The organism is Blastopirellula marina (assembly GCF_002967715.1).
GTDB lineage: Bacteria > Planctomycetota > Planctomycetia > Pirellulales > Pirellulaceae > Bremerella > Bremerella marina_B.
On record NZ_PUIA01000035.1, the window covers coordinates 290949 to 316462 of the forward strand.

General features: G+C 57.2%; 15 protein-coding genes. 5 read left to right on the plus strand and 10 right to left on the minus strand.

The features are described 5' to 3' along the window. The first annotated feature begins 57 nt into the window (after positions 1–57). Positions 58–1425, plus strand: coding sequence for an SPFH domain-containing protein (locus C5Y96_RS11100; protein WP_158261180.1), 1368 nt, complete (start codon positions 58–60; stop codon positions 1423–1425). 130 nt (positions 1426–1555) lie between these two features. On the opposite strand, the gene C5Y96_RS11105 is transcribed toward C5Y96_RS11100, so the two are convergent. The 8 genes from C5Y96_RS11105 to C5Y96_RS11140 form a co-directional block, all read right to left on the minus strand. After that, a complete protein-coding gene (locus C5Y96_RS11105; protein WP_105353112.1) occupies positions 1556–3730 on the minus strand; it encodes a WD40 repeat domain-containing protein in 2175 nt (724 codons plus the stop codon). Between the two features lie 185 nt (positions 3731–3915). After that, the gene (locus C5Y96_RS11110) at positions 3916–5334 is read right to left on the minus strand and encodes a DUF1501 domain-containing protein (RefSeq protein ID WP_105353113.1); all 1419 of its coding nucleotides are present in this window, start codon (positions 5332–5334) and stop codon (positions 3916–3918) included. A 23-nt stretch (positions 5335–5357) separates the two neighbouring features. Then, positions 5358–7763: a PSD1 and planctomycete cytochrome C domain-containing protein gene (locus C5Y96_RS11115; protein ID WP_233198911.1), complete on the minus strand. Its 2406-nt coding sequence runs from the start codon at positions 7761–7763 to the stop codon at positions 5358–5360. 475 nt (positions 7764–8238) lie between these two features. Further along, positions 8239–9435: a Gfo/Idh/MocA family protein gene (locus C5Y96_RS11120; protein WP_105353115.1), complete on the minus strand. Its 1197-nt coding sequence runs from the start codon at positions 9433–9435 to the stop codon at positions 8239–8241. A gap of 23 nt (positions 9436–9458) precedes the next feature. Next, positions 9459–10244, minus strand: a complete 786-nt coding sequence (locus C5Y96_RS11125) for a phytanoyl-CoA dioxygenase family protein (RefSeq protein ID WP_105353360.1) — start codon at positions 10242–10244, stop codon at positions 9459–9461. 142 nt (positions 10245–10386) lie between these two features. Beyond that, positions 10387–12102 carry a TolC family protein gene (locus tag C5Y96_RS11130; RefSeq protein WP_105353116.1) on the minus strand — a complete coding sequence of 572 codons (1716 nt, stop codon included), beginning with the start codon at positions 12100–12102 and terminating at the stop codon, positions 10387–10389. Further along, a complete protein-coding gene (locus C5Y96_RS11135; RefSeq protein WP_105353118.1) occupies positions 12009–13376 on the minus strand; it encodes an HlyD family secretion protein in 1368 nt (455 codons plus the stop codon). Before C5Y96_RS11135 ends, C5Y96_RS11130 begins: the two co-directional genes overlap by 94 nt. Positions 13377–13414: 38 nt before the next feature. After that, positions 13415–15586 carry a peptidase domain-containing ABC transporter gene (locus tag C5Y96_RS11140; protein ID WP_105353120.1) on the minus strand — a complete coding sequence of 724 codons (2172 nt, stop codon included), beginning with the start codon at positions 15584–15586 and terminating at the stop codon, positions 13415–13417. Between the two features lie 467 nt (positions 15587–16053). On the opposite strand from C5Y96_RS11140, the gene C5Y96_RS11145 reads away from it, so the two are divergent. The 3 genes from C5Y96_RS11145 to C5Y96_RS11155 are packed head-to-tail and all read left to right on the plus strand — an operon-like array spanning position 16054 to position 19953. After that, positions 16054–18165, plus strand: a complete 2112-nt coding sequence (locus C5Y96_RS11145; RefSeq protein ID WP_233198912.1) for a DUF1592 domain-containing protein — start codon at positions 16054–16056, stop codon at positions 18163–18165. After that, positions 18162–19511, plus strand: coding sequence for a DUF1552 domain-containing protein (locus tag C5Y96_RS11150; RefSeq protein WP_105353122.1), 1350 nt, complete (start codon positions 18162–18164; stop codon positions 19509–19511). Before C5Y96_RS11145 ends, C5Y96_RS11150 begins: the two co-directional genes overlap by 4 nt. A 16-nt stretch (positions 19512–19527) precedes the next feature. Then, positions 19528–19953, plus strand: a complete 426-nt coding sequence (locus C5Y96_RS11155) for a hypothetical protein (protein WP_105353124.1) — start codon at positions 19528–19530, stop codon at positions 19951–19953. Between the two features lie 42 nt (positions 19954–19995). On the opposite strand, the gene C5Y96_RS11160 is transcribed toward C5Y96_RS11155, so the two are convergent. Further along, positions 19996–20430, minus strand: coding sequence for a hypothetical protein (locus C5Y96_RS11160; protein ID WP_146115624.1), 435 nt, complete (start codon positions 20428–20430; stop codon positions 19996–19998). A 99-nt stretch (positions 20431–20529) separates the two neighbouring features. Then, positions 20530–24420: a DUF6797 domain-containing protein gene (locus C5Y96_RS11165; RefSeq protein ID WP_105353128.1), complete on the minus strand. Its 3891-nt coding sequence runs from the start codon at positions 24418–24420 to the stop codon at positions 20530–20532. Between the two features lie 473 nt (positions 24421–24893). On the opposite strand from C5Y96_RS11165, the gene C5Y96_RS11170 reads away from it, so the two are divergent. Further along, entirely contained in the window at positions 24894–25505 is a 612-nt protein-coding gene (locus C5Y96_RS11170) for a DUF3990 domain-containing protein (RefSeq protein ID WP_114322173.1), read from the plus strand. The last annotated feature ends 9 nt before the right edge of the window (positions 25506–25514 follow it).

Sequence of the window (25514 nt, forward strand, 5' to 3'; positions counted from 1 at the left end):
ACGCCCCATGCAAAAGGGGACCCGGAACTACCCCCTAACCCCTTTTGGAGAGCCTCGATGAAACGTGAGTTGACATGGAGTGAGTTGATGATGCGTCGCCTGATTATCCTGGCGTGCGTGGTGGGATTAGCCGTGGAGGCCGACCTGCTGGTCGAGCATTACCTCTGGCCGATCGCTGCCAACGAGATGGCCTTGCGGCAGATGGAATCGCCGGCCTGGTCGCATACGCTGCAAACGCTGACCGCGCTGCACGCGTCCCTTCCGGTTTCCTTGACGGGCCTCGTTCTGCTGGCCGCGGCGGTCCTCGTAGGACCACTGCTGGTAACTCGTTGGACCGCGCCAGCCGATGCACCGGCCAGCACCGCATCGCTGAAATCGAAGCATAGCCTGGTGGCGATGCTGGGTGTCGTCGTGCTGTTGGCTGCTTCGAGCGGATGCCGTCCGTTCGATACGCCTGAGTTCGAAGAAATCGATACCTCGGAAACCGGCTTCCTCATTCCGCTGGAAGGAGCCACCGATCAGCAGGTCGCGTTCGAATCGGAACGTTACCTGGCCGAGCGCAAAGTCGCTGCCAAACGCGTGCAGGTACCTCATCGCTGGGTCCAGACCGGCCGCATGTATAGCATGGGTCAATGGATGGACACGGTGCGTCTGATCAAGGTCGATCGTTCGCCTGTCACACGTGAATGGACTGCCGATTCCTCTAGCGGTACCAAGACCGCCAACGAAGCGATCTGGATCGAAAGCAAGGATTCAGTTGGTTTCTCGGTTGGATTTAACTGCACCGCGTTCATCGAAGAAGATGACACGGCTCGTTTTCTGTACATGTATCGCAGCCGTTCATTAGTCGACATGATGGACTCGGAAGTGCGAGCCCGCATTCAGTCGGTCGCAGCCGAAACGGCCGCCAAGTACGACCTCGACGAACTCCGTTCGCGCAAGCAGGAAATGGTCGACGACGTACGCCAGGACGTGATCGCGTTCTTCAAACAACGCGGTATCACCGTCACCACCATCGGCATGTTCGGCGGCTTCACCTATCAGACCCCCAAGATCCAGGAAGCGATCGACGAGACCTTCGTCGCGCAGCAGAAGAAGGTGATCAATATGGCCCTCTTCGATGCCCAACAGAAAGAGAACGAACGCATCGAACTGGAAGCCGAAGGCCAGGCGAACATGGCCCGGACCATCGCCGAAGGTGAGGCCGACGCGATCATGAAGATCGCCGAAGCAACCCGCGAAGCCCAGTCCGATCCACTGTTCGTGCAGCTCAAGCAGTTCGAGGTTGAACGCGAACGGATCGAGAAGTGGAACGGCGAGTACCCGAGCTATCTGCTGCAAATGGACTCCGGCAGCCAGTCGCCAAGCCTGATGCTACAGCTACCGGCCCAAACGGCCAGTGTGCTGGGTCCTCCGGTCAACTAACAAGCGATATAGGATCAGGGTAAGATCTCGCGGTGCACAACACAGTGCACATCCGTCAACCGAAAATCACGAGCGGCGTGACGATAGGTCACGCCGCTCGTGCTCAAAGCCTCGACCAGATCATGCGTTTTCATTGATCTTCCGGGGCTTCTTTTTCAATGTCGCTAAGATCCCAAAACGTCAAATGACTTCCGCAGGTAACCAGCGTCTTACCATCCGGTGAAAGCCCGATCCCCGAAATCAACTCATGCCCCACTTCCACCTGGGCGAGGAACTCCGGCAGGCCATCGTTGATCTCGAACAACGCGATCCTCGTAGGCGGTATGCGGTGCGTAGGGTATTCGCGATATTCGTCCCACCAGGTCTTGCTATCTTGGGTAAGCTTCATACGGGCACTGTTCACTGCCAACAACTTTCCGTTGGCCGAGATGGCAATTCTTGGCCTCTCGTAACTCAGGCCGACAATCGTGGCCTTCGCTTTCCCAGACGAACCGTCGGAAAAGACAACAGCCCCCTCCATAAACCTGGGGGCGGTTGTCGTCACCTGAATCTTCGCCGTAGGAAGATACCAGTGACCTCGCAGGCGTTCGATCGCCGCCGTTCCACTGGGCTTATCCGTGTCTTGGGGAACATACTTTACACTCTCCCCAGTATCGAGATTGAAACGTTGTGATGGATGGGCCCCCACAATTAGCTCCTTTCCATCCGGAGTAAACCAAAGCGAATCGGCAATGGTGGAATTCAAGAAGTTCTCGTCCTTAAATTCAAACACTTCCGGCTCGCCGATCGGTGGGTAGGCCAGACTCCACACCTTCACGCGTCCCGAACTATCCGCCGCAGCAAGCCGCCGAGAATCAGGCGAGAACGCAACCGAAAACAACGTGGGATGAATCCGTGTCTCGATACCCTCGCTTAAAATCGTTCGCCGACCTGCAGCCACATCCCATAGCTCAATCATTCCGCCGCTGGGAGTCCTAGGAGGGGTCGCACGTAACATTCCTCCGATGGCAATGAAACGTCCATCGATCGAGTACTTCAAATCGACGGCAGATCCCTCGGAAGCCCCCGGTCGCTCGTAGGAGGCCATCGGGTTTAGCGTCCAAACGTTTTGATCGAATTCTAAGTCATACGGCGACGGCGAAATGTCCGACCGCGGCAGTTGTATTTGCGGCTCGTCAGCCAGTTGCAAAGGTGGATCGTCCTGATCGGCAGGCAGTTTTTCGAGCGGACGGATATCGATTGTCAACTTGCACTGGGCAGGATTGATCCGATCGAAATTCTTGCTATCCAAAATCCAATAGCGTCCTCGATTCTCTCGAATGTCCTCCTCGGTGATATCGACAGAGATCGCAAGCGACTCCCCCATTTCTGCATCCTTTCGCGTCGAGTGGCGTGTCTTCAGCTCAGACCTAAATAGCAGCATCATCGCCTTCGAGCCGGTGTGCGTGAGCGCGGCGGTAAACTGCACCGGCTGGTCGAACTGGAATCCGAATTCCTGCGAAGATTGGCCCAGCGGCGACCTTGATTGCCATAGTCGGTACTCGTAGGTGCCTGGCTTGCCGGTTGGGGTTTCGACCGGTTCGGAGATACTCATTTCGTTCACAAGCAATGCCTGGGCGACCTGCAGAAACAACTGCCGGTACTGCGGGTTCCAATCTTTCGGATGCGCCGCGTAGCCAAGCAGCACGAAATTATCTTGTCGCACGATTGGGGCATATTCTTCCCCGAATTCGCAGCGGGCAATCACGTCGACATGTTCTATTAAATTATGCTGGGGCGAGATGTACATCCCGAAGTTGTCCCCAGGTACCACTCGACGATACGGATGGAACATCGGAGACGGCGATTGATCCCCCAAGAGCTTGCTCGACTCTTGTTTCAATCGAGGCACATGATACTTCGGTGTCATAAAATGACAGGCACCTCCATTGATCAGCAGCTTCAACTGACCGAACAACTGCGCCGCCCCAAAGTCCAGGCCAATGACTTTCTTCCGCTTGATAGCGTCTAGCAGTTCTTCGGAGTAAATCTGCCGCGAGTCTGGCATCGCCAGCACCAAGACCTCGGCGTCGGAAGCCGCGGCTTGCTCGAGCGACTCGGCCATGTTAACCGTCGTGTCGTCGCTCAACTGGCTTAAGAGTTCCCGTAGCGAGGTTACGTACGAGGCGTCAGCCCGCGACGAATAGATACAAAAGTCGACCGGCGAATCATCCGCTGCGGCACGGGCAGTCAACCACCCGACCGCTAGGACCACAGCCACCAACGAAAAGACAAACGTTCGGCCCAGGAGGCTTCCCGATTTCATCACTAGCTCCCGAATGAAACAAGGATCCGACGACAGGCCGCCAGGAAGCAGGATACGTTCCCCCGGCCCAATCGATTCCGACCATACGCTTCAATAGAATGCCAGCGACACGCAAGGTCTAGTCGAATCTCGGCATCTTAGGGAATTAGCAACTTTGTCGAGTCGCGCGGCCAAAGAGGGCCACGCTAGGCCAGGATCTCGCGGTGCACGATACCGTGCACATCCGTCAACCGAAAATCACGACCGGCGTGACGATAGGTCAGCCGCTCGTGATTGAGCCCCAACAGGTACAGCAGCGTCGCGTGCAGATCATGCACGTGCATTTTATTTTCCTGGGCGTAGTAGCCGTACTGGTCGGTCGTACCGTGGCGATAGCCGGCCTTCACGCCGCCGCCAGCCATCCACATGGTGAACCCTTCGGGGTTGTGATCGCGGCCATCGGCACCGCTTCCTTGGCAAGTCGGCGTTCGTCCGAACTCGCCACCCCACAATACGAGCGTATCTTCTAACAGGCCGCGGCGTTTGAGATCGGCCAATAGCGCCCCGATTGGTCGATCGACCTCAGCCGCATTCTTGGTGTGACCTGCTTTCAGATCGCCATGTTGATCCCACTGCACTTTCGTATCGCTGTGGGTCACCTGAATGAAACGAACGCCCCGCTCGGCAAAACGCCGCGCGAGCAAACATTGCCGGCCGAAGTCCTGGGTGACCGGATCGTTCAGCCCGTACATTTCGATCGTCTCAGCTGTTTCCTGCGAGAGATCTTGTGCCTCGGGCATTTTCGACTGCATACGATAAGCCAGCTCGAACGATTGAATCCTCGCTTCCAGCGAAGGCTCGCTTTGCACGTGCGTCAAGTGCTCGCGGTTCATCGCATTCATCAAGTCGAGCTGCACGCGCTGGACATTTTTCGACCAACGCGGGTTATCAATGTACTTGACGTTGGCCGTGGTCGACGGCTGCGAGGCGACACCCAGGGGAATGCCTTGGTACTCGGCCGGCAGGAACGCCGAACCCCAATTCTTCGCGCCCCCATGAGCGAACGTAGGACAGATTGTCACGAAACCAGGCAGGTTATCGTTCTCGCTCCCCAGCCCGTAATTCACCCACGCGCCCATGCTAGGGCGAATGAAGTTATCGCTGCCGGTATGCAGCTTCAATAGTGCCCCGCCATGCGAAGGGTTGGTGCCGTGGACCGAGTGTAAAAAGCACAAGTCATCGACATGCTGCGCGACGTGCGGAAAGAGCTCGCTCACGTACATGCCACTTTCGCCGTATTGACGAAACTTCCATGGCGAACCCAACAGGTTGCCGGTCGGGGCGAATTGTACGCGCGGCTTGTCGAAGGGAAGAGGCTTGCCGTCATCCTTTTGCAGCTGCGGCTTATAGTCGAACGTATCGACATGCGAAGGACCACCCTTCATGAACAGAAAGATGACCCGCTTGGCACGTGCTGGAAAGTGCGGCACCTCACCGGTCGGTGCTCCCATCGCTTGTCGCGACTCCCCTTGCAGCAGCGCCGACAACGCCAGGTAGCCGAAGCCGACCGCCGAGTTCTTCAGCAGGCACCGCCGGTTCAGCAAGGATGTCGGTTGGTCGTTCATCGTGCTCTCGCTTTCGGGAAAGGTTACTGCACGTACAGGAATTCGTTCGAGGCCAGCACGCACTGGCACGCCGCCGTCCAGGCCTGACGCTTTGCCTTGGGTTGATCCATCTGCGCTTGCAAAACGACTTCCAACTGGTCAATTGTCGTCAGCAGCCGCGTCACTTCATGCTCTTCTGGCATCCGCGAAAGAGTCCGTTGATACAGCAGCTCGATCCGTGCTCGATCGTCATCAGGAACTTGCTGCTGCAAGCGATCGGCCAGGTTTTCCGCCGCGTCTAAAAACAGGGGACTATTGAGTGTGAACAACGCTTGCGGGGCGACCGTCGACGTTGCCCGGTCTCCTTGCGTCGTATCGGCCGTGGCGAAATCGAACAGTGCGAACTCGTCGTACAGGTTATTGCGAATGACCGGCAGATAAACCGAACGCCGCTGCGTGTCGTAGCTGGTGTCATCCTTCGACGTGTGATCGAACACCAGCTTCCACTTGTCGACCGTCAGCATGCTTTCTCCCTGCGAAGTATCGAGCTTGCCACTGACCTGCAGCAGCGAATCTCGCAGCGATTCCGCTTCCAACCGCTGCACGTTGGCCCGCCAGTACCAGTGGTTATCGGGATCGGTCGCGGCATTTGCTTCTAGAGTATCGCTACTTCGCTGATAGGTCTCGCTGAGCATGATCTGCCGATGGAGCTTCTTCAGCGACCAACCTTCGGCAACGAAACTGGCGGCCAACCAGTCGAGAAGCTCGGGATGCGTCGGCGCTTCGCCCAGCTTGCCGAAGTTGTCGGTCGAGGGAACCAAGCCGGTGCCAAAATGCCATCGCCACACACGATTGACAGCCACGCGAGCTGTCAACGGATTGTCGGCATGGACCATCCATTGGGCCAGTTGCAGGCGTCCACTTTCGTTGTCGTCGATACTCAGCGGTTCGCTACGTTGAAGCACTAAGGGCACGCCGCGGGGCACTTGCTGCCCCAATATCAAGTGACTCCCACGGACGTGGATCCTTAGGTTTTCGGGAGTGCCTTCCGTGACGGCCATCGCCGTGGGCAGTTCGGGGGATTGCTCCGCGATCGAAGCAATCTCTTGGCGAAGCTTTGCGAGGAGAGTTCGCAGTTCTTCCGGATAAGCGGCTTCATCGCTGTCAGGATGCTTTTGCTTGGCCTCTTTGAGCAGCTTATCAAGCTCGTCCTGTTTCTCCTTCTTGGCCTGATCAAGCTTCGCTTTCTGCTGTTTCTCTTGGTCGGTGGCCAACACCTTTTCGTTGTACTGGGCAATCGTCTTGAAGGACTGCATCGACTGCGTGCTTTTGAAGATCCCGGCCAGGGCGTAGTAGTCGGCCGTCGAGATCGGATCGAACTTATGATCGTGACATCGGGCACACGCGATTGTCAAACCGAGAAATGCCTGACCGAGCGTATCGATCTGTTCGTCGATGATGTCCATTTCCATCTTCACGACATCTTTCTCAGCCAACACCTTGGGACCGAGCGTCAAAAAGCCGGTCGCGATGGTCGCGTCGTAATCGCTGGGCGTTGTCGAATCTTTCGCCAGCAAATCGCCGGCGACTTGCTCGGTAACGAACTGATCGAATGGCTTGTCGGCATTAATCGAATCGATCACGTAGTTGCGATAACGCCACGCATCGACGAAGGCCTGGTTCTCGTCCAGGCCGTTACTGTCGGCGTAACGCACGACGTCCAGCCAATGCCGCCCCCAGCGCTGCCCATACTGCGGCGAAGCCAACAGGCGATCGATCACCTTGGCGAATGCATCGGGCGACTGATCGGCCAGGAACGCATTCACTTCGTCCGGCGTCGGCGGCAGGCCAATCAAGTCGAACGTGGCCCGGCGAATGAGTGTTCGCCGATCGGCGGGGCCGTTGGGCTGCAGACCTTGCTTGTCGAGCGCTGCCGCGATGAACGAATCAATCGGATTGGCTTGCTGGCTGAATGCTTCCGGAACCAGCGGCGGCTGAATTGGCTGAAATGCCCAGTACCGCTTCGCTTCTTCCATATCGATCGGAGCACGACGCGGCTGGATGCTGCCGCTGCCGAGTTGATCGGGGTGAGGAGCACCCATTTCGATCCACTGCTGCAGCAGCTTGATCTGTTCGTCCGACATCTTGCCGTCGGGTGGCATCTTCAAATGTTCGTTGTCGTAACGTACCGCGGCCAGCAGCAGGCTGTGCTTGGGATCTTTCGGAATAACCGCCGCACCCGACTCGCCGCCACCCAGCATGCCCGACATGGTATCGACGCGAAGGGAACTTTCCTGCGTATCGGCACCGTGGCAATCTACGCAGTGCTGGATGAGCAAAGGTCGGATCTTCGATTCAAAGAAGGCGACGTCCTGAGAACTGGGCTTGGCCAGATCTGCGGCATGCGCAGTCGTACCACCTACGGCCAGCAGCACCATCAGCGCTGTCACGAACGCTCTTCGCTTAAAGTTCGATGTCCGCATAGCGGCCTCACTACGCATCGGTCGGAAGGGAAGGGACCGCTACCCAGCCCAGGGGCAGGCAGCAAATTGGGGCAGGAAAATGATGTCAGGTGAGATCATTCAAGTATAACGCGTGGCTTGTCTTTGCCCACATTGATTTTCGGAAGCAGACCAATTTGCCAGCAACCGTTATTCACATTCGCGAGCAATTCTCCGAGGGCGTTCTAACCTGTAGCTGGCCCCCCTCTAAATCGCGTTGGTATCGCAATTTGCGTGCGTATCGCCATCGCAGCGGGGGCCTAAGAGGACTCCCAGCAACTCGCAGTGAGCCACCTGCGAGATCGCATTCATTTCATAGAATTCTTCCGCGATAAAATAAATGCAATCAATGATCTGGGTAGGCAAGCGGCCGGCTAGAACTAGCAGCCAATGCTTATGTGTTTACCAACAGGCAAACGAGTACTCACTTCGCAACAATCCGCTGACTCAATTCGCCTGTCTGCTTGTTTCGCAGGATGTACTTCGTTGCTCCGTCAGGCATGCGTTCGCTTTTGATCAGGTCGTGATCTTCGTCGAACGCACGGTGCTTTTCGGCTTTTTGCTCGCCGGTGTGGCCTCGCCATAGGGGCAGTTCGACCGGGGACCATTGGCGGGTTTGCACCGACTGGTAGGCGGCGTCGATGATGGCGTTGACGACATAGCCGTCGTAGAAGTCTTCTTGAGGTTTGCCGCCACTTTCCATTTGGGTGAGGACGTCGGCGAACATGTCGTCGTAGCCCAGCGCGGCACCCTCGTTGCCCACCGGGAAGAGCCAGCCGGTATCGGTCTCGGCTTTCTCGGCGATGTAGCCTGACTGGTTCGAGGAGGAGAACATCTCCATGCCGGTGCGTAGCCAGTGATTGAGCCAGATGGTTCCTTCGGTGCCACCGACCTCGTCCCGCAGGTCCATTCCACCGCGGAAGATCCAGCTTGTCTCGAACTGCCCGATCGCTCCGTTTTCGTAGCGGACCAGCCCGATGGCATGGTCTTCGACATCGACCGGATGAAACTGCGTTTCGGCCCAGCACATCACCTCGACGGGGCGAATCTCTTTACCGATGAAGTTGCGAGCGATCTCGATGCAGTGGCACCCCAGGTCAATGATTGCCCCGCCGCCGGAAAGTTGCTTGTTCCAGAACCAATCGCTATGGGGGCCTGGGTGAGCTTCGCGCGAGCGAACCCACAGTACGTCCCCAATCGCCCCGGCCTGTACCGACTGAAGTGCTTTCAAAGTTTTCGGCGTGTAGACGAGGTCTTCGAGGTAGGCGTGATAGACGCCGGCTTCTTCGACCGCATTGAGCATCTGCAGAGCTTCCTCTGCGTTGATCCCCAGCGGCTTGGTACACAGGATCGCCTTACCCGCCGCGGCGGCTGCGAGAACGACTTCCAGGTGCAGGTGATTGGGCAGACCGATGACGACGGCGTCGATCTGGTCGCTGGCAATCGCTTCCTGCCAGCTGGTTGTGTGCTGCGAAATTCCGAACTCGTCGGCGAACGCAGCCGCGCGATCAGGACTGCGGGAATAGACAACCTGAATCCGATCGCGCGAACGCTTGCCGTGCAGCGATTGTGCGTAGAAGCGACCGATCAGGCCGGTACCCAAAAGAGCAATACGTGTCATAGAAGTGCCTTCATCGATGCGATTCAGTTGGCAGAGGAGACGGCCTGGATCGCTTGCGAGACCCGCTGGTCGGGCCAGATTTCCAGAGGAGAGTAGTTGGGGTGGCGACCGCCGGTGACGATCGGATCGTTGTGCCGCGTATTATAGCAGCAGATGAGCGACCAGCGCGGATCGTCGGAAACATTCTCGTCCGAGCGATGCAAAAGGTTGCTATGAAAAAAGACCGCATCGCCGGGGCTCATCTCGCAGTAGACCAGTTCGTGCCGCTGGATCGCTGCTTCGACGCGCTGCGGATCGGCACCGGTCTGATCTCCGATCTTCACGTGATTGACGCGCCCCAGATGATGCGTTCCGCTGAGTACCTGCAGGCAGCCGTTGGCCTTGGTGGCCTTGTCGACGGCGATCATGCAGCTGCCCATATCAGGGTACAAACAGCCGTTTTCATACCAGTAGCCGTAGTCTTGATGCCACTCCCAGGCCCCGCCGGTCTTAGGCTGCTTGAGCATCATCTTGTGATGGTAGTGATAAACCTCGTCCCCCAGCAGTGTCTGCATGGTGACGGCGACGCGATGACTGTGAACGATCGCCGTGTAGAGGGAAGCCTCGTCCAAATCGTTGCGAACGGTCAGACGCGTTTCTTTGCCGGAAGCATCGGTCTTCACATGCGACTGCCCCATCAGGTTTTGATCGGCCCGAGCATACGCGAGCAGGCCTTCCATTTCCGACGAGTCGAACAAACTGCGGACAATCAAAAAGCCTGCGGTTTGAAACTGCGCGACTTGTTCTTCGCTCAGGGCGAACTGATTCATCGATCGATCCTTCAGAGCTTGTGGCATGAGGGGCAAAGTGAGGGGGGAACACGCCGCTATTATCCACATTTCAGGGGCGAACGCCAAACGGTAATGCCCAAGGGTGTTGAACGAACCATGATGACCACGCAGCAGGGGGTCGCTACGGCGTGATGTTCAGGGCGGCTTGGTAGTCTGCCGTGGCTTTGAAGAAGTCGGCTTTGGCCGAGATGTCGATCAGGCGGGCGTCGGTGGTGGCCTGTTCGTAGATGTTGAGTTCGACCAGGTCGATGTCCCCTTCGTTAAACTGAATGCGGGCCAACTGCAAGGCTTCGTCGGCCAGGCGAACGTTCTGTTCGGCCCGGCGAATTCGCGCGTGGGCGTTCAAAAGGGCCGAGACCGCATCTTGTACGGCAGCCACTGTTTTGTCTTCGGTGAACTGACGCTTGGCCGACAACTGCTGCAGCTTGGCCTGGGTCGAAGTGAGTTTGCCGTAGGCCTCGCGGCGCTGCAGGGGCACCTCGCCGAACAGCCCCAGCTCTAACTCAAACGGCGTCTTGTCTCCCTTGGAACTGGTCGGTTCGCCGATATCCTTCGAGGCGTACAGCTGCGCGTCGAGCTTGGGCAGTAGCGTGTTCTCGGCCTGCTGCAGATCGATTCGCGTTTGACGGATCTTCCAATCCATTTCCGCTAATAGCGGCGACGAAGCGATCGCGGCGTCGGTTGCATCGGCAAAGTCCGCTTCCGAGGGAAGCTGCTGCGCAGGAAAATTGCCTGGCAACAGCGATTCATGCGGCAAGAGTGGCTCGCCGGCGGGATCGCGAAAGAAGAGGGACAGCTTGATCGCCGCGTTTTGCAGCTTACGTTCCGCTTCGATCAGCTTCGTTTCACGCGCGGCGATGAGTTGCTCGTTGTTGATGCGGGTAATCGACTTGAGGTCTCCCAGTTCGATCCGCCGTTGAATGCTCTGCACTCGTGCTTGGGCCAGCGAAAGAAGCCCTTGCTGGGCATCGCGGGCCTGACCGGCGGCAACCCAGTCCCAGTAGTAAATAGTCGCCACGCGCGAGAACTCGATCAACTGAGCGCGGATCTCCGGCTCAACGCGTTGTCGTTCGAGCTGCGCCTTAAACAGTTCGGCGCGACGTTTGTCGATGGTGCGATCTTTCAGCAGCGGAACGCCGACTCCGGCTGCGAACTCACCACCGCCGTTGGTTTGCCGCTCGCCGTACCAGGGCGGAAAGTTGCCTTCCCCCAAACGATAACCGCCGTACAAGTAGCCGCCGGAAAAGAGAGGTTTCTCCATCGACACCGCGTTGCGATAGGTTTGATAGTAACCTTCCGGACGCGAGATCGACGAACCCTTAAGCTTCAAGTCGAAGTCACCCCACGCGGCGATATTGTCACCGGCGGCGACATCGCGCCCCAGATAGGCGCTGGTCAGCAGTGGATACGATGCCTGAACCGCCGTTAGCACGTCTTCTACTTCAAGCGGTGCCGGCTGGACTTCTTCCGGGGGAACGGAATGCGCTTCTTCGAGAGGAACCGACTGCAGTGTAGGCAGGTCTTCTGTTTTTGACTGGGCCTCTTCCTCGAACGAGACCATTTGCAGATCGGCCCGCGTTTGAGCATCAATCTCCGGGGCAGGGGAGGCATGCTGAGCGTGATGCCTGGCCTTGGTGGTGACGTGTTCCGAGTAGTCAGGCGGGCTCGGTGTGGACGCGCGACACCCGGCCAGCACCACGGCCGACAGAAACAAGCAGGAGACAACCAGCGAGGCCGAAGATCTTACTTGGGAAGCTTGATCTTGGGCTTCGTAGCATCCTTGCTCTTGGCCTTGCTGTCGGCGGCCGTAGGGGGAAATCCGTTTAGTTGTCGCCATATTTCATAGCCCAAAGGAACCTGATTCAGCATCACCCAGCCGTTGGCCTGGACGCCTTGTCGTAAGTATCTTTCATCTGGCCAGGCATTCTCGGCGTCGGCGTCAGGAACGACCAATACGCGGAAATTGCCGAGCCCGTCGTCGGTGGCGTCGACACTGGCTACCGTGCCGCCGAACGTTCCGACCGCGACCGAGGGCCAGCCGGCAAACTGCACGGCAGGCCAACCTTCAAATTGCAGCCGAACATGATCGGCCGTGTGTACCAAGGGAACATCGTTCCCAGAGATCCAAAGTTCGACGGCCCGTTGGGTTGCCTCCGGGACGATCGTGAACAGGGGATCTCCTTCTTTTAACATCTGCCCTTGCTCGAATACTTCGACTCGATACAAGGTTCCATCGCGGGGGGCTCTGATTTTCAGACGCTGTAGTTCCGAGAGCTTGATGTTAACGTCGCGGCGTTCTTTGTTGGCGGTGGCTACCTGCCCCAAGGCTTCCTGCTGCATTGCTTTGGCATAGTCGACCTTCGTTTGGGCTTCCCGCTCTTTTTGAATCCGTTCGTTCTTCTTTGCTTCCAACTCTCCGAGCGCGGCCTCGACGTCGAGCTTGACCGACTCGAGATCAGCCTCGGCGACATCGAGGTCCTTCTTCAGTTTCTCCAACTCCTTTTCCGACTGCAGACCTTCATCGAACAGCTTCTTCTGACGATCCAGATTCAGCTGAGCCTGCAACCGCTTGGCTTCGTAGCCAGGTACTAGCTTTCGTTTCGCATCCCACTTGGCCTTGGCCGCTTCCACCAGTTGATCGGCGGCGGAAACCGCGGCGGTTTTGGCTTCAGTGAAATCGATGACATTTCTGCCATACACCTCAGCTTTAACCTGGGCCGTTTCAACCTTGGCGTCGAGATCTCGCAGCGAAGCTTCCAACTGGTTGACCAGGTTGGCCGCCGCTGGTTCCATCTCGAGAATCAGGTCTCCTTTCTTCACCGGCGACCCCTCTCGCAAGTCAGGCATAATCTCGGAGACGATTCCCTTGGTCGGGGCCGTTACCATCTGCTGCCGTTCCTGCGGTGCGTAAGCGATGACTTGTCCCGCCCCACGAGACGACTGCTGCCACGGCACGAAAATCATGCCGACGATGCTCAACATCAGCATCACCAGCAGCGCATTGGCCAGCCGCCAAACCCAACGCGAAGACTGCACTAGCTTCAACGCTGGCAAGCTATCGTCATATGATTGCGTGGTGGTCGCCATATTCGTCAAACCCACTTTGTTCATCGGAAGCAGCTGCTTAGAACCCTTAGAATCGATTTGGTTTACCGTGTATTTACCTGCGTGTTTCGGGTAGTCCCGCCGGAGCGCAGCGAGATCTGTTGATCGCACTGCTCGGCAAGGCGCTTTCGCGCCGTTGCGACCACCAGCGTCCAGCTCTTTTCCTCTTGCAAGCGAGCTAGCAGCCGGTCGGCCAGGTCGTCGGAAAGGCCATCGAGCACGCCATCCAAAAGTAGCATTCGCGGATGCCCGACGATGGCTCGGGCGAGCATCATGCGCGCGGCCTGGCTGCGAGAAAGTTGATGTCCGTGTGTCTGCACGACAGTATTGAGCCCGTCGGGCAAATCTTGAAATTCATCCAACAATTCAACCGTAGCCAACGCGTCGTGTACATCGCGGGCATTGATATGAGCCCGGTTGAGATGAATGTTTTCGTGAATCGTTCCGTGGAAAATCTCGATGTCGCCTGCCAGTGCGATGTGTTCTCGCAGCGAGTCGGGGCGTAGTTCGCGGATATCGATGTCGTCGAGTTCGACACCTCCCTTGTTCGGATGACGCAGCCCGCACAGCAAGCTCAGCAAGGTCGACTTGCCGGCACCGGAGTCGCCGTAGATCCCATGCGAGATGCCTGGTTCGATTTCGAGAGTAAGGTCCGAAAAGACTGGCCGCTCGTGATTGGCAAGGGACACGTTGCGGAAGCACATACGTGCCGGTTCTCCCTCGCGCAAATGGAACAAGCGGTCGTGCTGTTCGATGCTCAGGTCGAACAGTTGCCCCAGCTTGTCGATCGAAGCCAGCAGATCGTAAAAGCTTTCCAGGTGTTTTCCCAGCTTGGCAAACGACGAGAGGATCGTCATCACGATGAGTTCCGCCGCGACCAGTTGCCCCAGCGTCATTTCGCCAGAGACGACCAGCCAGCCTCCCATGCCCAGCAAGATGGTTGCCGCCACTGCTTGCAGCCCCAACACGAAGAGAATCTGTCGCACCAGGATGCGGAAGTGCGCCCGGCGTGCTTCCAGCCAATGCACGGCCAAGTCATCGGCACGTTCAAGGGCATAGGTCTGCCCACCGTTCATCTTGAAGGCCGTCGTATGCCGGGCCAGTTCCTGCAGCCACTCGGCAACGGCGTACTTTGCCTTTGATTCTTTGATGGAAGTCTTCACCGCTCCGCGTCCCAGTACCGAAACGGCCAGGATGATGAGCATCAAAAGGACGATGTCGTACCCCAGCAGAAACGGGTGATAAAACCCAATTACCGCCATCCCGATAATCGTTTGCAGCACGATTGCCACGCCATCCAGCAGCAGCGACGAAACCGACTTCTGGACCGTCACCACATCGAAGAAGCGATTGGTCAGCTCGGGGCCGTGGTGGTTGTCGAATTCTTCCTGTTCGACGCGCGGCAAGCGGTAGGCGAGGTCTTCGACCACACGAATGAAGATTCGTCGCTGCAAGACTTCCGCCACGTAGATAATCAACGCCCGCATCGCGGCGGCGAACATCAGAAAGACGAACAACAGCAACGCCAGTACGATGACCGGCTGCAGATACCTGCCGAATGCGACCGTATTAACGAGCACTTCCACGGCGACCGGGGTGGCCAGTGCCAGCAAACCGACGATAGCCGAGAAGATCAACAGAATCCACAGGTCGCGTTTCTCAGGCATGACCAGCGAGATCAAGCGATTGATCGGCTTGCTGCCCCCTTCGCTCGAGGGCATATTGGTTGGTCGCCCCGAAGCCTGACAGCTGAGAGCCGGTTGACCGACAATCCAGCGACACTTGGCATCTTTACCCGATAGGGTCAGGTCTTTGGCCAATGCAGCACGCGAGAGCCACAGTGTGGTCTCGGTTTGCGGCTCGCTTACCTGGACCTTGTTGCCCCTGGCTTGAAGCAGGATCCGCCAGCGAATCTCGCCAGGCTCGTTCTCGGAACCGTAGGCAACCGGGGTACCATCTTGGACGAATTCGATAATGCGATCGATGCTGGCATCGAGGGTGCGCACCTTCAGATTTATGCTTTCACCCACCTCGACCAGCCGGCAGCCCCATGTGGCTGGGTCGGTGCCGGGGATGGCTCGTTCGGCCTCGTGCAGCAATCGTCGGGCCTGGCCGCGGTCAAACGTCACCCGAGCAGCCGCAGCAAACTGCGCAAGCACGTCCGCGGCTCCGCGAAGCGAAGCATCTTCCCAATCAGTTGGACGTCCGAGCGTCATTGTGTGCGAACTTTCTCCTCATGATCTGCGTGGCAGATTCTCTAACCGTTAATTATCGCGTCGATCATCACGCGGAATAATTTATTTATTGGATGCCAGACATAGAAAATTTCAATGCTTCAAAAAACGGCCATATCGTAGCTTGGCAATTGCCGCGAACTCGATTTCCAGGCGGAATCTAGCGATACAACAATGGTTTTCGAGCCTGCAGAACTCTTAGGTACAGCCAGACACTTTCAACTTTTCGGCCCCGTAAAAAATGGTGGTGTCTCCGTTTTTTTGCTATAAACTTTGAGTTGTATCGATAATTCCTCCTCACAAAACTCCTTTCCCGTTTTCCCGGGGGTTTGGACCAACCACCAGTGGCACCCCGAAGGATGCGTGCTATCTGTGGTTTTCGCCCCTGATAGCCTGCCAACGATTCCCCCGACCTATCCCCACGTGCCGCGCGGAGGCCTTGGTTTTTGATGCCCAGCCTGCTGTCGAACATGGCGACGATGCGACTAGCCGCGATCCTGCTGCTCTCGTTTTATTGTACGCAAGCCCACGCCGCCGAGCCCCAGCCGGAGCAGGACGTGCTGGCGCGCACAATCCAAACCCGCTGCATCAAGTGCCACGGCGCGGACGTCGATGATCTCTCTGGCGATGTCGATTTGCGGTCGCTAGTCGATAGCGAAAACATCCCGGCAGCAGAGCTATTGCGGCAGGCCATTGAAGCAGTCGAGTTCGGTGCGATGCCGCCGGAGGACGAGCCGCCGCTAGAGGAAACGCTGCAGACGCAGTTCCTCTCCGCGCTGACCACACAACTGCATCGCGCGGTCGCCAGGCACGAAGCTCTGCCGCATGTTCCGATGCGGCGGATGAACCGCTTTCAGTACAACAACGCCGTCACCGACTTGTTCGATCTCAAGTGTGTGGTGTTCAGTTTGCCAGAACGCATGATGCGTGATCACAGCGGCTACTTTCAACCGCAGACCGGCCAGATGCCGAAGGTCGTCTCGGTAGGAAGCCGTCCTATGGGCAAGTCGCAGATGATCGAACCTCGCCTGTCAGGTGTCGTCGTCATTCCGCAAGACCTGCGGGCCGAACATGGCTTCGACAATCGCGGAGATCACCTGACGCTCTCTCCGCTGCTGATGCAAGAGTTCCTCAAGCTTGGCAAGTCGATCGTCGAGAGCCCTGATTTTACGCCCAAGAACGTGGGTATCTGGAAAACATTTTTCGCAGCGCCGGCCCCCGCACAAAATGCCCAAGAGGTAGCACGCCGCCGGTTAGAACCGTTCCTGACTCGCGCGTTTCGCCGACCGGTTGAACCTGATGTACTCGACCGATATTCGCAATATGTGGCCCAACAGCTTGACGCGCAGGTCGAGTTCCCCGAAGCGATGAAGTCGGCCGCGGCTGCCGTGATCTCATCTCCGAAGTTTTTGTATGTGTACGATCAGAAGAGTTCCGGGGAAGAGTCGACGTTGGTCGACGATTATGAACTCGCCTCGCGGTTGTCGTTCTTTTTGTGGGGAAGTATTCCCGACCAAATCTTGCTCGACCTCGCATCCGCTGGCGAACTCCGTTCACCGGAGGTGCTCAATCGGCAGATCGACCGCATGCTGAAAAACGGCAAGATGAAGCGGTTCGCCGATAGCTTCCCGACCCAATGGCTACAACTGGAACGGATCATCTCTTCGGTGCCTGACCGCGAGACCTATCCCAATTTCTACTTTTCCCGATATCGCGACAGCATGCACATGATGCTCGAACCGCTGTTAGTTTTCGAGACGGTATTGATCGAGAACCAGCCTGTCCGACAGTTGATCGATTCCGATTTCACCTATCGTTCGAAGCTGCTTGAAGACGCTTACGGCACGCTGGCTTCCCCCGACGCTGCCAAGCGTGTCCGGGGGGCCAACGACACCGTCTTGAAGTTCGAGCGTGTACCGGTCGCTGATCGCCGAAACGGGGGCATGATTACCAATGCGGCCATCATGACGATGACCTCTGGCCCGCAAAGAACGCAGCCGATCACGCGTGGGGCGTGGATCGCCTCGGTGATCTTCAACAACCCACCCAAGCCGCCGCCGGCTGACGTGCCGCCCCTTGATGAGAAGCCTACCAGTGGCGAAGAATACTTGACCTTGCGCGAACGCCTGGCACTGCATCGCGAGCGATCCGATTGCCGCGGCTGCCATGAACAGATCGATCCGCTGGGCTTTGCCCTGGAGAACTACAGCCCCATCGGCACTTGGCGCGAGAAGTACGATAACGGCCGCGAGGTGGATGTATCCGGCAAGTTGTTCGGCAAACACGAGTTCACTAACATCATCGAGTTCAAAGATGCCATCCTGCGCGAAGAACCTCGCTTTGCTCGAGCCCTGGCAGGCCACCTGCTTTCGTTCTCTCTGGCGCGCGAACTGGTACCTTCTGACGAAATCGCCCTGGACACCATTGTTGCAAATGCCAAGTCCGATGATTTCCGCATGCAAACGATGCTGAAAGAAGTCATCCTCAGCCAGCCATTTCTGGCCAAACGTAGTCCCGATCAGTCGAACCCAAATCAGCTATCCCAAAAGGTGAACCCATGACGAGGTCCCTTAACCGTCGCCGATTTCTCCGTGGAGTCGGGGGATCGATGCTCGCACTTCCCTGGCTGGCCAGTACCGGCCAGGCCGCGGCGGCCAAAGCCGTGCAGCAGCGAATGGCGATCTTCTACGTGCCGATTGGGGTCGTGCGGCGGGGGTTCTTTCCCGGCGAACAGAACGGCAAGATTCCCGTGGGAAACATGGGGACCTTGATGAGGTCTCTCGACGAGCAAGACCCCAACTTTCGGCAGAAGTTGCTGACCGAACTCACGCCCACGATGAAGCCGCTGGAAGAGCTTAAAAGCAAGGTCAACCTGATCACCGGCATGGATCGCACCTTCCAGCAAGGGACCGACGTCCATGCGCAGTGTGCTTCGTGTTACCTTAGTAGCGCGAAGCCATACACGATCAAGGGAACTGCATGGCCGCTAGATCGTACACTCGATCACCTGGTTGCGGACAAAATCGGCACTGACACCCCGTTTCGCACGCTCGAGTTCAGCTGCAACAGCCATCGCGACAATAAGGAGTCGATCTACTTCGACAACATCTCGTGGTACGGCACCGGGCACCTGGCACCATCGATCCGCGACCCACGCAAGATGTATCGCCGACTGTTTTCCACGCAAGATACCCAGCAACTGCGGGACATCACCGACCTGGTGCTGGAAGACGCCAACAGCCTGAAGAAGCAGTTAGGCTACGACGACCGTCACAAATTCGCCGAGTACTTCGATTCGATCCGGGCGATCGAAATGCAGATGAATCGCCTGGAAACAATGAAGAGCGAGCTTTCTAAAGTCGATCTCGAAGAGCCTCCGGAAGCCTACCTCCCGCGCGGCGAGTACATTCGCCTTATGGGTGATTTAATGGTGGCCGCGCTGCAGACCGGCCTGACCAACGTGGCGACCTTCATGGTCGGCCCCGAGCGGTGGGACACGCCGTTCATGTTCGAGAGCCTGTTTGACAAACCGCGCAGCCATCACGGAATGTCGCACGATCAATCGCACATGATCGACGACCTGTTGAAGGTCGACGAGTTCCACATGCAGCAGTTCGCCTACATGGCCGGTAAGATGGACCGCATTGTCGAAGCGGACGGCACATCGCTGTTGGACAACACGCTCTTTACGTACGGTAGCGGCCTGGGGGATGGTTCCACCCATCAGTACAACGACCTACCGCTGGTCGTCGCCGGGGGTGGCAGCAAGGTGAAAACGGGGCAGCATATCAACATGCCAGAAGGAACTCCGCTGGCCAACCTGTGGCTGACCCAAGCCCAGATGATGGGGCTGGAGATCGACGAGTTCGCCGATAGCCGCGGCACCATCGACGCGATACGTGCTTAGTGCCGGTCCTATCGCAATGCCAAGTCCAATCGCCGAAAACATCATCTTACGCTGGCATCCACCTCAACAGGGCAGCGGCTTGGGTGAAATGTGGTTCCTCCGCGGCATCCATCCCGACGGTTCTTACTACGGAGAGATTCACGTCCGCATCCAAGGAAAGCTTGTGGGTACTTCGGTACAGGGAGCCATTTCAGCAAGCCAGCGTCATGAAATCGGCGAGTTGATAAAGAGCCTGTCGCAGTACGAACCAAGTGTTCGCCTCCCGAGTGGTTCCTGGAACGGCTTGATTGCGACCGGGCCGATTGGGAGTCCCGTAGTCGTGCTCAAATATGCTGCGGCCGAGTGTCCGCATAAAGAGATCGCTGATAAATTCGCACGCATCGTTACGCTCGTCGAACCTCATTTGGCCGTGGCAGCCGAGACGCTACGAAGCGGTTGCTAGTGCCTGATTCTGATGGGGTCAACCGAATCTGTCGCAGGTGGCTTACGGTGCGAATGGACGATGCATCTCAGGCATGCCGGCGTGGGCTTTGGCCTTGATTTCGTCCCCCATCTGGCGACTTCTCTCGAAGCTCTCTGCCATCCTGGTATTCCGATCGGCAACCTTGGCTCGGATTTCGGTAACAGTCATCCCGTGCAGTGGTTTCAACACTTCGACCGGGGGCGTCTCGATACCATTGAGTGCATCGACATGCTGCTGCGAACGTGCTCCGGTCATGATAAGCATCGACCGGGCATCCGCGATGAACTCGCGTCTCTCGATCTCGCTCATGCCGCTCACCATTTGGTTCAGTGAAGTACGCAGAGTCTCTTCGCTGGTGGCATCCAGCCGGGGTTCCATCAGCGGGCCACAGCCCAACGCCAATCCAAACAGCAACCAACTAGCCACCAGCGACAATCTTCCATACAAGCTCATCATCGGTTCCATAGTAAAGAGCAACGACTCACCATGCGTGGTAGAAGTCTAAACCATGCCACAGCCAAATTAAAGCAGAATCCGACATGCGATTCATATGATTTAGTTCGCCGCGTCTGACTCCTTCAACCGATGAATCGTGTTGTGAATCCGCACCTCGACCGGTTTCCCTTCGGCCGACTTCAGGAAGCAGCGAATCTCCATGCCCCAGGTTGGTTCGATCTCAGGCAGGGTCAGTGCAACGGTGGTTCCGTCGGCCGATAGCTTCGCGGCGCTGACCTTCCAGGGACGCTCGTTGAGGTGTTTCGATCCGTAGTTCTTGCTGCGCAGCAGGTTCCACGCGGTGATCGCGTAGTTGTCCGGATTGGTCGCCGTGGCCGGATCGAGTTTACCACTGAACGTCATCTGAACGCCGTCGATGGTCGCGTTCAGTCCGATCGGCAAATAAACCGACTGCTCGGTGCGGCGAATGCGATAGAAGCCGCCAGGCTGCTGCTGATTGCTGCCCCAGGCAAACATACCGCAAGCATACAACTGGCCATCGGCCGGGCTGAAACGACCACGTGCGATGCCGGTAGGGAACTGCGGCAGTGGCAACTCGCACATGCCTCCTTGCTTCACGCCATCGACCGTTTCAAACGGAACGATATACACCTTGCCGTACCCGTACGACAGATTGAGCAGCGATCCGCCGAGATTCCCCCAGCAATCTTTCGGCACCCACAATAGCTCTGCCGGCGAACGGTCGAACTCGTTGGTAATCCAAACCAGGGGAGGGACCATCGCGTCGTCCGATTCGTCGGTCACGTCGTGGTAGCCATACATGTTGCCATAGAAGCCCCCTGGCTCGACCCAGTTGATGCGGTTCTTCGGGTTCCAGTGTCCTTCCTGGTCGGTCACAACGAACGTGCCATCGGGGTTCAAGCATACGCCGTTAGCAGCGCGAAAGCCGGTGGCCAGTATATCGGTTTTGCTGCCATCCGGCGAAACTCGCAGCAGCGTTCCATGGTGCGGTACCACGGCAGTTAACGCGTGCCGGGCCGACTTCGCGTAGTAGAAGTTGCCGTCGTCGTCGACCTGCAACCCCATCGCGAACTCGTGAAAATGCTCGGTGACCTGGTGATCATTGTTGAAGCACTCGTAGTAATCCGTTTCCAGATCGCCATTGAGGTCACGCAGGATCACGATCTGGTCGCGGCAGGTCACGTAGATCGCTCCGTTGACAATCTTCAAACCCAACGGTTGAAACAGGCCAGATGCAATGCGACGCCAACGAAGCGCACCATCGTTCGCCATCAGGCCATCGACCAGCCATACATCGCCGTCCCAGGCACACACGGCCGCGCGGTCGCTGCCAGGGTAGAAGTCGAACCCGGTCAGCCGCATCTGGGCGTTCCACGGATTGTTATCGGGCAAGGTCAACACATCGGCCGCAAACGGACCACCCTCGGTCCCTGGCACCGTTTTCGTTTCCAGCACTTCCGTCCACCGCGCAGGAGTTCCTTGCGTGGCCATCTTCAGGTCAGGCGTGTCGCCGGAAGTCAGCTTCACGGCATTGACAATCTGATCGACATCCTTAGCTTCTTCCGCCGAAGTAAACCACAACGTGAACTTCGCTGGCTTATCGCTGGCTGGCAAGTCCAATAGAAGAGCCTTTCCGGCGATACGAAAAGCGGCCGCCGATGGCGGATTTTTCAGTCCAGCAATGAGGTAATTCCGGGCAAAAGACTGGCGAGCACCCCGGATGATTTCTGCTTCAAGCTTCTCTTTTGACGGCGTAAATAAATTACCTTTCGGCAAGACATCGCTATGCCACAGGGGGACAGGCCGCGGTTGGCTGGTAAAGTCTCCGATTGCCTCAGGGGATAGCTTTTCCGAATAGAATCGCAGCGATTCGATCTCTCCTTGATATTTGCCAGGGTCCGGAAAATTAGGGCTGGCATAGCCCATTCTCACCACCGTGCCCTTCAGTGTTTGTTTCGGACGAAGTTCTTTCTGCGCGTCAAGCTTGCCATCGATCCACAACGAGGCTATTCCGGTCGTCTGATCCCAGGTCATCGCCACGTCATGCCACTTGTCGTCGTTGACGCTTGTCTTCGAGGTTACCACGCCGACCCAGCCAATGTCGTAACACAGCTTGCCCCCACGCACGAAGAAGACCTTGCCATCAGGAACCCACTTCGGGTCAGGCGTAGTCTGGGCGAAGATCGGGCCGCCTAGTTTCGTGCGAATGCGAGCCGAGATGCTGAAATCGGACTTCGTCATGTCGAACGCATCGCCTGTTTTGATTTGCACCGACGTTGCGCCATCAAACTTCAGACCTTCAGATTTTGGTGCAGCGTCTTTGCCAGCCTGGACGACATAGGCCGAGTCATCGCTCTTCCACTTCGCCAGCTCGGACTGATCGTAAAATCCGCCGGGCAAATCGGCCACACGCATGACGAGTTTGTGATCGTGCGGGGCGATCTCGAAGTGCCGGGCAAAGACAGCCGGCGTATCGACCAGCAGTTGGGGCATCTCCAGAATCTCGGCCTTGCCAACCGAATAGCTGATGATGCGATCGTTGCCATGGCGATATAGCCCGTGGTACTTGGCCCACGATGACGGCAGAGGCCCATAGCGGCGGCCGTCGCGTCCGAGGACGCGAGGATCGGCGAACGAACCGTCCTCAGGGTTCGCCCAGCCTGGGGCCGTTTTGTTGGCGGCGAGTACCTGCCCGACGATATGCGGGTGGACGCCATGCTTGCCGTCGAAGTGGATGCCTTGCCAGTCAATGAAACCCTTCCCTTGCCAAGCCGCGGCCATACGCATCGTGTCGTGATCGAAGATCATCCAGCGACTGCCACGCGAAACGCCGCCAGTGCCATCATCCAACCGCGTGGCGATCCCTTTGTAGGCAAAGTTCGAGCCGTCATTACCGACTTCGTACGTATTGATCAGCGACGGACCATAGTCCATGGTGATCCAGGGCTGCATGGGCGAAGGATCGGGCCCGCGAAAATCTCCCGTGGGCAAGCTCTTCAAGTAAGTGTCGTCAACCTTCGCATACTGCGCCGGGTTGTTCGGCTTGAAGTAGGCCTCGCGGATGTAATGAATCACGTCGTATTTCTGCTGCGGCACCATCCATCCTTGCGGCTGCATCATGCCGAAGCCGTGCGTCAGCGTTTGATACATGCCGTGCGGATCGATGCGGTTCTTCAGCTTGGCTGACGCGAAGCGAGGCGAAGTTGGCAGCGATCCAGCTTTGTCGTGGGTACCGTGGCAATTGGCGCATACCCGCGTGTAGATGGCCTCGCCTCGCTTGAAGCTGGCATCGTTCAAGTCAGCAATCAAGCCAGCGTGGTCGATCCGTTTTTCATACTCGGGAACCGGTTTCACCGCATACAAATGGGGAGCCGGTTCGAGGTTCCTCGCTGCGATGCGACCACCGTCACGAACTTTGATCAGGTAACGCACCAGGTCCAGAAACTGCTGCCGGCTTGATAGCTGGTTGGCAAGGCCTGCTGGCATAAGCGACTGCTTACCGGCCGTTTGGGCTTCGATGTCATCGGTGGGAATCGTATGCCGCTGCTGGGCACCGGTCAGTTCTTGGAGCACAACCTGTTCGGGCGTGCTTTCGACTTGTCGCCCAGTGATCACCTTTCCGTGGACCGTCAAAATGCTGACCGCCTCGAAGCCTTCGCGGATCTGCTTCGAGGGGGACAGGATCGCGTCAACAAGGTCGGCATCCGACGGCAGCTTCTTCCACTGCGTCAGGTCCGGGCCAAGCAGGGCCTGGTCATCCATCGCATGGCACGACCGACACGCCATCTGCGGCTGATAGAACAAGATCGCACCGCGTTTGGCGTCGCCCAACTGCTTCGCTTCAACAGCAAGCTGCTGGGGATCGATCGCCTGAAGCTGCTGCTCCAGCGTTTTCCCGAGCAAAGTCGGGGCAGAAAGAGTGATAAGCAGCAGGACGAATGCCGTTAAGCAAAAGGGATAACGCAACATGGATATCTTGGCGTCTGGAAATGGATGAGGGGACGAGCAAGCGTGATCGATGGCACACCCCGGAAGTGATCCGTTAGGCTTGAAGAGAGTCTATTTTAGCCTGCGAAGTCTGGGGAAACTATGATTTTTACGACAGCGACACCGTATACCAGCGCATAGTACAGGCCGCAATTGACAGGAATTGCTTTGTTTCCCCAACCACACGATTCCCTTTGCCAATTGCTCCTGAGAGTCGAAGCGGCTTGCTTACTGGTGGCCATCGCTGTGGGATCCGCTCGTGCCAGGGAACTTACGCATGTCTGATCGCGCGGAATATTCGCCAGCACACCTGACCATACCATGCGATTGCAGTCCATAGCATTTAACACCGGCTGACTGCGTTAACGTTCCATTATTCTAACCTTATACTCTTTGCATTATGACTTGTATTATGAGACAATCGCGATCCTAATCCCTGGAAACGCGAAACTGGAGTGCTACCATTGCCCATCTTAGCCCAGGCGTCCGGCTGGAAGCCGCCACGCAACAAGTACGTTACCCTTTATCACGGCTGCACGACGAAGGATCGGGATGAAATCGAGAAGCATGGAGTCAAACCGCAGTTAGGCCGGGCGAACACCGACTTCGGCCAGGGCTTCTACACAACCACGCTTGAACGCCAAGCCAAGCACTGGGCATGGGCTCGCTTCTATCACCCAAGGTTCTCCCGAACTTCCGGCTACCAACCGGTAGTACTCACCTTTCACGTCGAGCGTCACCAACTGGCCAAACTTGACGTTCTTTCGTTTCAACTGGGTGATTATCTCCAGGAAGATTTTTGGAGTCTTGTGCAACATTGCCGCCAGAGCAGCACGCCGTCTAGCTCGCAAACGCCTCAAATCAACCATCATGATGGGCCTCATGCCCAGCACAACGGCGAGTGGTACGACATCGTGTGTGGCCCGGTATCGGCGTTCTGGAAACAACGATCGGCCATGCAGGATTCAGACCAGTTCAGCTTCCATACCGATGCGGCGGCTCAACTGTTGAATGTTTTGATCCATAGCAACGACAAAAGCAAATACGACTCACAGATTATCCAGTAGATTGGAAAA

Excerpts from the sequence above, each read along its gene's own strand:
- C5Y96_RS11100 (WP_158261180.1), top strand. The coding sequence starts at position 58 with ATGAAACGTGAGTTGACATGGAGTGAGTTGATGATGCGTCGCCTGATT.
- C5Y96_RS11105 (WP_105353112.1), bottom strand. The coding sequence starts at position 3,730 with ATGAAATCGGGAAGCCTCCTGGGCCGAACGTTTGTCTTTTCGTTGGTG.
- C5Y96_RS11110 (WP_105353113.1), bottom strand. The coding sequence starts at position 5,334 with ATGAACGACCAACCGACATCCTTGCTGAACCGGCGGTGCCTGCTGAAG.
- C5Y96_RS11120 (WP_105353115.1), bottom strand. The coding sequence starts at position 9,435 with ATGACACGTATTGCTCTTTTGGGTACCGGCCTGATCGGTCGCTTCTAC.
- C5Y96_RS11125 (WP_105353360.1), bottom strand. The coding sequence starts at position 10,244 with ATGAATCAGTTCGCCCTGAGCGAAGAACAAGTCGCGCAGTTTCAAACC.
- C5Y96_RS11130 (WP_105353116.1), bottom strand. The coding sequence starts at position 12,102 with ATGGCGACAACTAAACGGATTTCCCCCTACGGCCGCCGACAGCAAGGC.
- C5Y96_RS11135 (WP_105353118.1), bottom strand. The coding sequence starts at position 13,376 with ATGAACAAAGTGGGTTTGACGAATATGGCGACCACCACGCAATCATAT.
- C5Y96_RS11140 (WP_105353120.1), bottom strand. The coding sequence starts at position 15,586 with ATGACGCTCGGACGTCCAACTGATTGGGAAGATGCTTCGCTTCGCGGA.
- C5Y96_RS11145 (WP_233198912.1), top strand. The coding sequence starts at position 16,054 with ATGCCCAGCCTGCTGTCGAACATGGCGACGATGCGACTAGCCGCGATC.
- C5Y96_RS11150 (WP_105353122.1), top strand. The coding sequence starts at position 18,162 with ATGACGAGGTCCCTTAACCGTCGCCGATTTCTCCGTGGAGTCGGGGGA.
- C5Y96_RS11155 (WP_105353124.1), top strand. The coding sequence starts at position 19,528 with ATGCCAAGTCCAATCGCCGAAAACATCATCTTACGCTGGCATCCACCT.
- C5Y96_RS11160 (WP_146115624.1), bottom strand. The coding sequence starts at position 20,430 with ATGATGAGCTTGTATGGAAGATTGTCGCTGGTGGCTAGTTGGTTGCTG.
- C5Y96_RS11165 (WP_105353128.1), bottom strand. The coding sequence starts at position 24,420 with ATGTTGCGTTATCCCTTTTGCTTAACGGCATTCGTCCTGCTGCTTATC.